This window comes from Dapis purpurea BLCC-M126 (assembly GCF_050015975.1).
Lineage (GTDB): Bacteria > Cyanobacteriota > Cyanobacteriia > Cyanobacteriales > Microcoleaceae > Trichodesmium.
This window is the reverse complement of record NZ_JBNHER010000314.1, coordinates 45587-57114: the sequence shown is the minus strand read 5'-3', so window position 1 is coordinate 57114 and position 11528 is coordinate 45587. Positions and strand designations below refer to the sequence as shown.

The window sequence follows — 11528 nt, the reverse complement described above, 5'->3', positions numbered from 1 at the left end:
AAATTAGCTATATTTTTAGCAATAAAGGAGAAATATTAAATGAAGTTGTTGGTTAAAGATTTTGGTCCGATTAGGAACAATACTCAGACAATTGATTTATCTAAAAAATTTTACGTTTTTGTTGGTCATAACAATAGTGGAAAAACTTACATTTCTCAACTATTGTGGGCAATTTTTAATCCAGAGGTAATTGATAAATTTGCTCGTTCTATTCAACTAGAAAATATTCCTATTGAAATTCCGGATGAGGTTAATATTTATAAAGTTAATCTTTATCAAGATTTAGTTAATAAGATTTTGTCAGAATACGAGGTATTTTTAAAAGAAGAAGTCACTAATATATTTAATGTTCAGTCTACATCTTTTACTTCTAATCTAGAAATATCATTTGAACTCAATGGACTAGAAGAATTGAAACAACGTAAATTTCAAGGAAGTTTTCAGGTTAGTTCTCAAGATTATAAAGACCTAAATTATTTAGTTATCAATAAATCTATAAATTCTTTATCAATCACTATTGAACAAAAAACTTTGCCAGAAGGTTTTTTTGATTTGGTTCCTAAAAAGCATTTTGAGGAAGATATAAAGCGAAATATTAAAATATATTTGGTTCTACACATAATGCTTATTTTGCTAAACCATGAACATCAAACATTCTTTTTACCTTCTAGTCGTCAATTCTATCCAACTTTTTATAAGTATATATATGATATAGATAGAAAAAGACGTGAAGAAGATGTGAGGAAAATTATTGATTTAATTGAGCATAATAATAGGAAAAATAAGGATGAAATTAAACCAGATTCTATCAAAGATAATTTATTTAAGAGACCTTACACCGAACCTATGAACGATGTATTTGAAGAACTATATTCTCTGAATAAAAATACAGAAATAGTGACACATTATGAAAATATCATCGAAAAACTGAGAAAAATAATGGGAGGAAACATAGTCTTAAAAAGTTTAGAAGGGATCTCCCCAATAGAATTTTATTTTAGATTTGGGAAAGAAAACCAAGACTTACCAATGCACTTAACTTCCTCCTCAGTAAATCAATTAACTTTGCTTTACCTATATCTAAAATATTGGGCTGCTGAAAAGAATAATTTTCTAATGATCGATGAACCAGAAGAAAATTTACATCCAGAAAATCAAGTTAAATTAGTCGATCTATTAATTCAGTTTGCTACCCAAAAAGAGAATAAAGTATTAGTTACAACTCACAGTCCGCTTCTAGCTAATGCTGTCAATAACTACATCTATCTGGATGTGCTGAAAAATGAATATAGCAGTGATTTTGTTGATAAGATAGTTGAGGAAAATAACCTCAAATATGCCTATACCGATCACTCTATTTCCAAAGATGATATTGGAGTTTACTTCTTCGATGGCAGCAGAATAATTGACTATGAAGCTGATGAATATGGAGTTTACTTTAGAAACTTTCGAGACATAATAGATTCTCTAGATAAAACCAGGAAAGTATTAACTGACTACATCTATCTGAAAGAAACCGAAGATGAGTAAAGCAAGAAACAAATTTTTGATTATTAATGAGGAGAATGTCAATGACCATTTTCTAGTTAGAAACGAATTTCATAAAGCTTTAGCCAAAGAAAAGTTAATAGAAGAAATATCATTAGATGATGAGTTAATAGAAATCAACGAAAAAAGAGAGAGAACACCCAATTTAAAACAGGTCAAGATTACAGAGTTAAATTATGCCAATGAAAAATTTAAAATAGAAAAAATTTGGAGGATAAATTTGGAAGAAGAGATTTTTGGAATATCAACAAGTGGCAAGACTACAGAAATAGCATTGTTGGTTTTGCAGAAATATTTAGAAAGTAATAGTTATAGATTAAATATTATTCTAGTTGAGCTGAAATCATCCCTTCAACCGAGGAAAAGTAAGTCAGGAAAAATTATTAGCAGTTCCTTAGATGAAATTCACGAAAAATTTAGGGATACTATGAATCGAATGTATATGTTATTGACTTTGAATAATTATGGGAACCCAGATAAAAACTATAATCGCTCTTCTATTCATATCGATTTTAAAGGAGCAATTTTTTATGATAGAAATGAAATTAAAGAAGCAGATATAAGAAATGATAATGAACAAACTTTTTACGATATTTTCGAGGGAAAAATTGAGGGGAAAAGAAATTTATTAACCTGTTCAACTATACTTAGTGATAATGATAAAACTAAGGTCAAATTTTTTAATGGTATGGATAATCAAGGAAGTATTACTGTAAAAATCGAAGATTTACTTTTCTGACCGACTTTTCTGTTCTTGTATATGAATATGAAAGAGTAACAGGTTGTTTCTCGCAAGCAGAGTAGATACTATAATTGTGGATTATGAAGCGATCGCTCCTCTTATATCGGGAGATGAGGAAGTGGGCAGGTAGGAAGATTGAATATTGTGAAGATAACCGGAATTATAAACATATATTATATAACCGCATTCTAGATTAATTATTCTCCTCTAAATTCTTGAAAAATTTTATAGCTTTGACAAATTTCTTCTCAACAAATATCACCTTCTAAATAAAACTGGATTAATGGAGTTATTAATTTTTGGGAATTAGTCAAAGTATAAGATAAAGATGATAAGACTTTACCGAAACTTAACCAACATTTTCTTCAACTTGGAAATAGCTATAAACTATAAAAAAGAGGTTTGAGACCTAAATTTTTCAATAAGTATCCGAGTATAACTATTCAAAGGATAATCAAAAGCAGTTTCAGGAGTAATCCATTCCCATCGGACAATTTCTTCATTAGGCACAACATCTTCTCCATCAGATTTTGCCCAATAATTAACCATAATAAAATGAGCTTCCTTATAAAATTGTGGATCGAGTATTGCCTCATGGAACATAGCAAAGCGAATATCAGTCAATGTCAACCCCACCTCCTCCATAAACTCCCGCGCCACAGCAGTCTCTAAACTTTCTCCCCAGTCAACCTTTCCCCCAGGTACTCCCCATGTACCCTTCCATTTTGTAGTCTCAACAATTAATATTCGATCGGAAGGCCCTTTAACTAAAGCACCGACTGTTACAAGTGGAAATTGTGGCTTAACTGCTGACTTTTCCATAATCTTCTGGTTGAAATTCACTTTATTCAGAGAAAATATATCATTCTAAGTCAACAGTAGTTAATTTTATTGTAATTATAGTAAAATTTTGCCTTTTACCTTTATGTCTTTTCCCTTCTGCGTAGCGCTATACTAGATGTCCTCAACTAATCTGAGATAATTATTATTTTTACCAAGGAGCAACAATGCGACTATCTCAAATGTTATTAGTCACTCTACGAGATGACCCTGCGGAAGCAGAAATTCCTAGCCACAAACTCCTCATCCGTGCTGGATATATTCGTCGCATTGGTAGTGGTATCTACGCATATCTTCCCTTGATGTTACGGGTTCTAAATAAAGTCTCCACAATTGTCCGTGAAGAAATGAATGCTACTGGCGCCCAAGAATGTTTGCTCCCTCAACTTCAACCCGCCGACTTGTGGCGAGAGTCTGGCCGCTGGGATACTTATACCCAAGCTGAGGGTATCATGTTTTCTCTGATTGACCGTCAAAATCGGGAATTAGGATTAGGCCCAACTCATGAAGAGGTCATAACTACTGTTGCTAAAGAAATGATTCGTTCATATAGACAATTACCTCTACATCTCTATCAACTCCAAACCAAATTCCGAGATGAAATTCGCCCTCGCTTTGGGTTAATGCGAGGTCGGGAATTTATTATGAAGGATGGCTATTCGTTTCATGCTGATGAGGAAAGCCTGAAGAAGACTTATCAGGATATGGATAAGGCTTATCGAAATATATTACGTCGCAGTGGGTTACAATTTCGGGCCGTTGATGCTGATTCTGGGGCCATTGGTGGTTCTGGTTCCCAAGAATTTATGGTTTTGGCAGATGCTGGTGAGGATGAAATTCTCTACACCGAAGATGGCCAGTATGCTGCAAATGTGGAAAAGGCTATGTCTTTACCTGTAGATGGGGAGACTTCACATTTTGATACTTATGAAAAATTAGAAACTCCTGGTACGGAAACTATTGAAAAGCTGTGTGAGTTTTTCCATTGCTCTGCAACTAATATAGTCAAAAATGTTTTGTACCAGGCAGTTTATGACAATGGGATGACTGTTTTGGTATTGGTGAGTCTTCGGGGAGACCAAGATGTTAATGATGTGAAGTTGTTGAATGAGTTGACTAAGTTGGCTGGAAATTATGAGGCAAAAACTGTTTTGGCCTTGACTGTACCAGATGTGGAAGCGCAAAAGAAATGGGCAGCTAAGTCTTTACCTTTGGGTTATATTGCTCCAGATTTGTCTGATGATTATATCGCTTCTAGTCAGCACATTAGTCCAAAGTTTCTACGAATGGTCGATCAAACAGCCGTATACTTGACAGATTTTGCAACTGGTGGTAATGAATCAGGTTATCACGTTGTGGGGGCAAATTGGGGTCAGGAATTTAGTCTGCCAAAGTTGGTGGTAGATGTACGAAAGGCTCAAAAAGGCGATCGCGCTGTACATGACCCTGGTCAAATTCTAGAAACTGCTAGAGGTATTGAGGTGGGTCATATATTCCAGTTGGGGACAAAATATTCTAAAGCTATGGGGGCAACTTATACTAATGAACAGGGTGAAGAAGCGCCTTTAATGATGGGATGTTATGGTGTGGGGGTTTCTCGTTTAGCCCAGGCAGCGGTGGAACAGTCTTATGATAAGGATGGAATTATTTGGCCTGTGGCGATCGCTCCCTATCATGCGGTTATCTGTATTCCTAATATTAAAGATGCTAAACAAATAGAAGTAGCAGAAAATCTCTATAAGGAATTAAATGAAGCAGGAATAGAGACTATTTTAGATGACAGAGACGAGCGAGCGGGTGTTAAATTCAAAGATGCAGATTTAATTGGAATTCCCTATCGAATAGTTACAGGGCGATCGTTAAAATCTGGCAAAGTTGAACTCGTAGAAAGAGCAAATCATCAATCTCAGGAAATTCTTGTAGCAGAAGTATTATCTACCTTAAAAGACTTAATCGAGACAGCCTTAAAATGATTTTTTCATTCTGGAAAAATTCAACTTTGATTTTTATATTGTTAACTATTGCTGTTTTGATATTAATCAGTTTCAGCAGTAGTTTTCAGCTAGGATGTATCAGTTCAGTAATTTTTTTATGCCTAGAATTTGTTGATAAATAATTTATCAAAATAATTTCGTCTAAAACCCCGCCTTTTAATCAGTTAGCTTCCTAGGTCAGAATTGCGTTAACAGTTAAATCTTTTTTCTAGTTTCATCATACAGAATAAAGTAATAATTTAACTTCTAACTTCTGTACGGGTGATTCTCGTTTTGCATTCTGCAAAGCTTTCCTACTGAATGCAGAGCATGACAAACGGAAATTATCTCCACTGACTTCTAACTTCTTTGAAGACTTGATTTTTTACTCTCAAATCATACAATCCCAAAAGTCTCAAAATTTACGTCAAAAATACTAATCTTAATAAGTAACTGCTAATTTCGGCATAATAGAAGTAATATAGTTAACCTAATAGAAAGTTAAAATTCAGCTCCTCACTGCCATTGTGCCTAATTTTCAAGGAGGGTCAAAATGAAAGAACAAAATCAAACTCGTAATTTATCTGTTGGTATTGTGGCCAGTGTCTGTGCATTGGCAGTGGCGGTGGGTGGTGGCATCGCTTTGTGGACAAATTTAAAATCTACCACCACAAAAACTTCTGATAATTCCCAGACTCTGACAAACCCCTCCACTCAAAACTCACCTAATCAAACTATATCTGTTCCACCTCCTGCTACTATTGATTCTCTAGACTCCGAACAGTTTCCTTTATCTATCCAAACAGAACCCAAAGCAGTTACAGAAAAGACTGTGGAACTATATTGGGTCAATGATAGTGCTGGAAATATTGGTTTAGTTTCCTCTGGAGTAAAAATAAAAGCAGCAGACGAACCGGAAGCTATTTTGACCGCTGCTTTTGACCGTTTATTATCTGGGCCAAAAAATACAGATGTTGTGAGTGCTATACCCGAAGGAACCAAAATTCAAGCCTTAACTGTGGAAAATAATGGGGTATACATTGACTTATCTGAAGAGTTTACTTCTGGAGGTGGTAGTGCTTCAATGATGGGGCGTTTGGGACAAGTTATCTATACTGCCTCTAGTTTAGAACCAGATGTTAAAGTTTGGATTTTTGTGGGGGGCAAACCTTTGGAAATGCTAGGGGGTGAAGGATTAGAAATATCTCAACCTATTACTAGGCAGAATTTTCAACAAGAGTTTCAATTAAATTAAGGGAATAGGGAGTAGGAAGTAGGGAATAGGGAGTAGGAAAGAAGTAAATTTAATATTACGCATAAGAACCCAGAAACTAGGTTTTTTCTAGATGTCTATTATTTAAACCAAGGATTTCTCGTATAAACAGGGTTTATTTGGGTAATTTCTAATCAAAAAAACTTTAGGGGCGGTTTTCAAACAAGTATATAATTCAAACCGGCCCCTTTCCCTAGTAAAGTCAAGTTTCTCTGTATCTAATCAGAATCTCGATTTACAGTATCGGGGGAAAAAGCAGGCAAACAAATAGCAATATATTCTGCTCCCTCTGCACCAGGGGTACTATATTTTACCCATTCTCCTTTATGAGCTATTACTGCTTGGCCAGCATTAACTTCTAATTTTCCACCTTCATATTCAACACATAGAGTGCCCTTAAGTACCAGGGTGAATTCATCAAATTCCGGCCTTTGACCTGGTTCCATCCAACCACTGGGAGAGTGCATTTTGGCCAGGCTTATAGCATCAGTTTGACTATTTACACGCCCAATATACTCATCAATTTCCTTAGGTTTATTACCAGTAGATTCAATCCGAGTAGGCTTTTCAATTAATTGTGGCATGGTATTGATAAACTTTAGTTGGGGTTAACTAGCATTAGAGGTTGATTGTATTCTACGGGTTCTCCATTCTTAATTAAAATTTCCACTATTTGTCCAGATACCTCAGCTTCAATCTCATTCATTACCTTCATCGCTTCAATAATACAAACTGTTTGGCCAGAAGTAATCCGATCCCCCACTTCCACAAAAGCTTGTTCATCAGGAGCAGGAGCGCGGTAAAAAGTACCAACAACTGGGGACAAAACTTCTTCAAATTTGTTTGAAGCTGTAGGTGGCGCGGCTGAAGGCGTTGCAGGAGTTTTTGACGTAGCCGTTGTTTCCAACGGGACTACAGTAGGAGAAACTAATTCAGAAACAGCATTGCTCTCGTCAGGAGAAGGTAATGAGGGGCGATCGCTGAGTGAAGTTCCTTTGCGTACCGTCAGTTCTAAATCTCCACTTTTTAAGGTCAACTCGGAAATATTAGTTTGGTTTATTGCTGTTAGTAGTTCCCGAAGTTGATGTAAATCTAATTCCACAGTTTGTATATCCCCAGTTAATTGGTGTTAAACTAAATTGATTTTGAATGAAAATATAAAGTTTATAGGACTTACGCGCCCTAAACCTGGTTTCTAGAAAAAATCCTTATTTTGAAAAATAGACATCTAGGAAAAAGGAAAAAACAGAAACAGGTTTTCTGGGTTCTCGTGCGTCAGTCTTGGTTGAGCAGAAAGTTGGGATTTATATCCAGACTATTTTGTCTGGGAGAGTCACCAGGGAATGGCAATCAATATTGCACTTCTACCAGAAATTTGCTAGTGTAGATAAGGATGTTGGGGCAGCAGTAAGTAGGATAACTTACTATGGAGTAACCATCATACTAGAAAGATATTTGGCCTTTAAGGGCGCTGCTATGTCCCGCTGCGCGACATTAAAAGCTTAATTTGCTGATTTTAGTGATGAAACTGCATTCGTAAGATAGGTCAAGAATTCATTGCTAATGGTGTAAATCGTATTTATTTCTTAGCTTATAGTTAGGAAATAACTCTTTTCTAGATCCTGACTCCTGTAATATCATACATTTATTCAGCAACGTTCTTTTTTATACCTTCTTTTTCCCCTGTTCCCTCTTCCCTCGTGATTCCTAACTCCTGAATATCATACATTTATTCAGCAACGCCGAAAAGTTTAACTCCTCTGTTTCTGCGCGAGATGAAAAGCGCAGCCATGACTCAGTAGGCAAAAGGCAAAATAAGCTACTTCATAATAAGTTGAGCTAACCCTACTTTGTTAAGCTATGGGAACGTTAGGAGGATATCAATTATTGCTTCAGTATAGAGGTAGAAGTGTGAAATGCAAAGTCAGAAAATATAGAACTTGAGAGCAAAAAGCAGGGGATTATCCCCTGCGAGGAAAACTGAAGAACCCTTTGCCAAGCTAAAAGTCAAATAATTACAATAAAGACATTATTGAGTTGTCTTTATTTTGACTAATTGTGACTCTTGACTTACTTTTGTAAGAAGTCTAGTTTCCTGTAGTTACTCCCTACCCAAGTATTTGTCATCACGGGTATCTATCTTAATTCGTTCTCCTTTGGATATAAACAAGGGAACCATAACTTGAGCGCCTGTTTCCACAGTAGCAGGTTTACTACCACCAGTAGCAGTATCTCCTTTAACACCAGGGTCAGTTTCGATCACTTCTAATACTACCGAGTTTGGCAGTTCCACCTCTATTATTTGTTCGTCCCACTTAATGACATTAACCTCCATACCCTCACTTAGGTACTTAACACGCTCACCAATTTGTGCCGAAGTTAGACTGGCCTCTTCATAGCTTTCCATATCCATAAATACAAATTGGTCAGCGTCTTTATAGGTATGCTGCATCACTCTCTTGTCCAAAGTAGCTTGAGGGACTGTTTCTCCTGCTCTAAAAGTTCGCTCCACAACACTACCAGTTTGTGAATTTTTGAGCTTTGTCCGAACAAAAGCCGACCCTTTACCTGGTTTAACGTGCAGAAATTCTACTACTCGCCAAACTGAACCATCTAATACTATAGTCACACCGGGGCGAAAGTCATTACTAGAAATCATATAACACCGTGATTGCGGTTTTTAATTATTCAAATTAGAACTTAACATTAGACATCGTACAATACTCTCTATAAATATTTGAAGGAGTTTATCAGTTAGGACCAAAGATTTGGGAGTCACAATCATAGTTGAATATTGTGGGAGTAGAAAAAATTTTTTAGCACCTCATCAAAAATCACCTAATTTTTGTCCCACAAAATTTATCAAAATAATTGGGTCTAAAACCCTGGTTTGATTGGCGAAATGTTTTTGGAGAGTTGCTTAAAATCCCTATTATAAAAACAACTTCTGTATGTCCCCCTACCGACGGCTCCCCTATCTGACTTCTGACTTCTTTAAGACCGTGGACAGCCATGTAATATTAGTTAAGGGAATAAAAATTCAGAAATATGCTAAATCTGCACAATTTCGTAATTAACACTTGTAAACGCCTGCTTAAAACTGGCATCCTAGCGCTGCTACTCTTTACTTTGTCTATAGGTCTTAGTGCTGCTTGGTGGAACGGTGGTACTGCAACAACTCGTGAAAGTCGTTTGCCTCAGGGCGATCCTATTACTGATGGTAGGGCCTTGTTAAGGTATGCCTTACCAATAGAAAATGAACCTGTACGTAAAATACAAAGTAGTCTAGAGGATATTTCTAATAGACTGCGGGGCAAACGTTGGACTTCTGTTGGTAGTGATATTGCTGCTGCATCAAGGGTTCTCAGTATAAGTAAGCCTAAATTATTAGCTAGTGTGCCTGAATCAAAACAATCTGAGGCAGAGGCCATAATTGCTCAACTAGATCAAGGCATTATTAATATTAGAGAAGTTGCTGAAGCCAAAGACGGGGAACAAGTATTGGAGCAACGGGCAGAACTACTGACATTAGTGGGTCAGCTTGAACAGTTGATGGTAGAAGGATTTCCGTTTGAAGTACCTTCAGAGTTCTCTAATTTACCGCAACTGAAAGGTCACGCTACTATTGAGATGGAAACCGCTCAAGGTTCTTTGACTTTGATTGTTGATGGTTATAGTGCCCCTGTTACGGCAGGTAATTTTGTAGATTTGGTTCAGAGAGGTTTTTATGATGGCCTAGAGTTTATTCGCTCAGAACAGTCTTATGTCCTGCAAGCTGGCGACCCTCCTGGCCCAGAAGTTGGTTTTATTGACCCTGATAGTGGTGAGTACCGTAATATCCCATTAGAAATTTTTGTGAAGGGGGATAAGGAACCAATATATAGTTTTACTTTGGAAGAGATTGGTCGTTTTCGGGAACAAACTGTTCTGCCTTTTTCTGCTTATGGTACAGTGGCTATGGCTCGGCCTGAAGATGAAAATGATGGTGGTTCCTCTCAATTTTTCTTTTTCTTATTTCAACCAGAACTAACACCTGCGGGAATAAATTTATTGGATGGTCGTTATACAGTTTTTGGTTATGTTGTTGAAGGTAAAAAGGTTTTGGAACAATTAGGTAAAGGAGACAAGATTATTTCTGCGAAGGTAGTAGCTGGATTGGAAAATCTTGTGGAACCTGAAGCATAAATTGATTAAGTATAGCGCTACCCGCAAGTCAGAAGTAATGCATGACTGAGTTTGAGTATTTATAAATGTCTTAACTTATTTGCGTAGTGCTATAAAATTCGATCTAAAATTAGGGTAATTGGATAATTTAGTCTCGAAAATTATAGATAATTACAAGACTAAATCACCAATTACTCTAGTTAAATTAACTCGGATAAGTTTAAGTTTGACGAAATAGGAAAAAACCTGAGAATAACTAGGGAATTTTATTTCGTTATACTCTAAGTAGATTGATAATTTTTCCTGGTTTTTCTTCCCTTTATCCTGTTTAGATAAAAAAAGTATATTTTACTCGTTAATTTTTGCTTCTTACTTTCTCCTCCTTATTACCGAAAAACTAATTAACCAATCCTCTTATGTTTAAGAAGAGGTAATTATTAATTATTAATTAATTAAATGGCTATTATAGAATTTGTAATACTTACTGGGTTAGGAATTATACTAGGTGCATTTATAGTTAATATGTCAAATGATAGACAGCAGCAGCGTATTTTAGATGATGCTTTCTACAGATTATTACAACTTCAAAATGGTAGAATTTCTCTAATTCAATTAGCTGCTGCTGCTAAAGTTGATGCTCAAATTGCTCAAAAATATCTAGACACTCAAGTACAAATATTCTCTGCAATTCTAGAAATAGATGAACAAGGAGATACATTGTACAGATTTCCTCGCTTAAGTTTACCCCCTATTTTAGATCGACAACAATGGTGATTTCAGTTATCAGTATTTTTTGATTAGGAATTAGTTATAAACCGAGGTTTCCTAATGGAAATATTTAAGGATAAGTTTTTTTTAATAACTTTACAAACAAATTTACACTGCTTTTTCTAGATCGGTAAACCACAAAGTAGGGAAGTTGCATACAACTTTATTACTAAATGATTACTAATGGATAATTAATAATTAATCAATCTGGTTTAAAGCA

General features: G+C 35.8%; 10 protein-coding genes. 6 read left to right on the top strand and 4 right to left on the bottom strand.

The features are described from left to right. Positions 1-39: 39 nt before the first annotated feature. Both ACP6PL_RS28650 and ACP6PL_RS28645 read left to right on the top strand, forming a co-directional pair. Positions 40-1530 (top strand): AAA family ATPase, encoded by a 1491-nt coding sequence (locus tag ACP6PL_RS28650; RefSeq protein WP_426548749.1) that lies wholly within the window; start codon positions 40-42, stop codon positions 1528-1530. Beyond that, positions 1523-2287, top strand: a complete 765-nt coding sequence (locus ACP6PL_RS28645; RefSeq protein ID WP_426548748.1) for a hypothetical protein — start codon at positions 1523-1525, stop codon at positions 2285-2287. Before ACP6PL_RS28650 ends, ACP6PL_RS28645 begins: the two co-directional genes overlap by 8 nt. A 390-nt stretch (positions 2288-2677) precedes the next feature. On the opposite strand, the gene ACP6PL_RS28640 is transcribed toward ACP6PL_RS28645, so the two are convergent. Continuing rightward, positions 2678-3112 (bottom strand): NUDIX domain-containing protein, encoded by a 435-nt coding sequence (locus tag ACP6PL_RS28640; protein ID WP_426548747.1) that lies wholly within the window; start codon positions 3110-3112, stop codon positions 2678-2680. A gap of 185 nt (positions 3113-3297) precedes the next feature. On the opposite strand from ACP6PL_RS28640, the gene proS reads away from it, so the two are divergent. Beyond that, positions 3298-5103 (top strand): proline--tRNA ligase, encoded by a 1806-nt coding sequence (gene proS, locus ACP6PL_RS28635; protein WP_426548746.1) that lies wholly within the window; start codon positions 3298-3300, stop codon positions 5101-5103. Positions 5104-5656: 553 nt separating this feature from the next. After that, entirely contained in the window at positions 5657-6358 is a 702-nt protein-coding gene (locus tag ACP6PL_RS28630) for a GerMN domain-containing protein (RefSeq protein ID WP_426548745.1), read from the top strand. Between the two features lie 236 nt (positions 6359-6594). On the opposite strand, the gene ACP6PL_RS28625 is transcribed toward ACP6PL_RS28630, so the two are convergent. The 3 genes from ACP6PL_RS28625 to efp all read right to left on the bottom strand — a co-directional run bounded on the left by ACP6PL_RS28625 (position 6595) and on the right by efp (position 9035). Then, positions 6595-6960: a cupin domain-containing protein gene (locus tag ACP6PL_RS28625; RefSeq protein WP_426548744.1), complete on the bottom strand. Its 366-nt coding sequence runs from the start codon at positions 6958-6960 to the stop codon at positions 6595-6597. A 14-nt stretch (positions 6961-6974) separates the two neighbouring features. Continuing rightward, positions 6975-7478 (bottom strand): acetyl-CoA carboxylase biotin carboxyl carrier protein, encoded by a 504-nt coding sequence (gene accB, locus ACP6PL_RS28620; protein WP_426548743.1) that lies wholly within the window; start codon positions 7476-7478, stop codon positions 6975-6977. A gap of 999 nt (positions 7479-8477) precedes the next feature. Then, positions 8478-9035: an elongation factor P gene (efp, locus tag ACP6PL_RS28615; RefSeq protein WP_426548741.1), complete on the bottom strand. Its 558-nt coding sequence runs from the start codon at positions 9033-9035 to the stop codon at positions 8478-8480. A gap of 389 nt (positions 9036-9424) precedes the next feature. Between efp and ACP6PL_RS28610 the strand changes: the two genes are divergently transcribed. After that, positions 9425-10561, top strand: a complete 1137-nt coding sequence (locus tag ACP6PL_RS28610) for a peptidylprolyl isomerase (RefSeq protein WP_426548740.1) — start codon at positions 9425-9427, stop codon at positions 10559-10561. Positions 10562-10996: 435 nt separating this feature from the next. Continuing rightward, positions 10997-11314 (top strand): hypothetical protein, encoded by a 318-nt coding sequence (locus tag ACP6PL_RS28605; protein WP_426548739.1) that lies wholly within the window; start codon positions 10997-10999, stop codon positions 11312-11314. The last annotated feature ends 214 nt before the right edge of the window (positions 11315-11528 follow it).

Coding starts and splice junctions, on each gene's coding strand:
- ACP6PL_RS28650 (WP_426548749.1), top strand. CDS start 40: ATGAAGTTGTTGGTTAAAGATTTTGGTCCGATTAGGAACAATACTCAG.
- ACP6PL_RS28645 (WP_426548748.1), top strand. CDS start 1,523: ATGAGTAAAGCAAGAAACAAATTTTTGATTATTAATGAGGAGAATGTC.
- ACP6PL_RS28640 (WP_426548747.1), bottom strand. CDS start 3,112: ATGGAAAAGTCAGCAGTTAAGCCACAATTTCCACTTGTAACAGTCGGT.
- proS (WP_426548746.1), top strand. CDS start 3,298: ATGCGACTATCTCAAATGTTATTAGTCACTCTACGAGATGACCCTGCG.
- ACP6PL_RS28630 (WP_426548745.1), top strand. CDS start 5,657: ATGAAAGAACAAAATCAAACTCGTAATTTATCTGTTGGTATTGTGGCC.
- ACP6PL_RS28625 (WP_426548744.1), bottom strand. CDS start 6,960: ATGCCACAATTAATTGAAAAGCCTACTCGGATTGAATCTACTGGTAAT.
- efp (WP_426548741.1), bottom strand. CDS start 9,035: ATGATTTCTAGTAATGACTTTCGCCCCGGTGTGACTATAGTATTAGAT.
- ACP6PL_RS28610 (WP_426548740.1), top strand. CDS start 9,425: ATGCTAAATCTGCACAATTTCGTAATTAACACTTGTAAACGCCTGCTT.
- ACP6PL_RS28605 (WP_426548739.1), top strand. CDS start 10,997: ATGGCTATTATAGAATTTGTAATACTTACTGGGTTAGGAATTATACTA.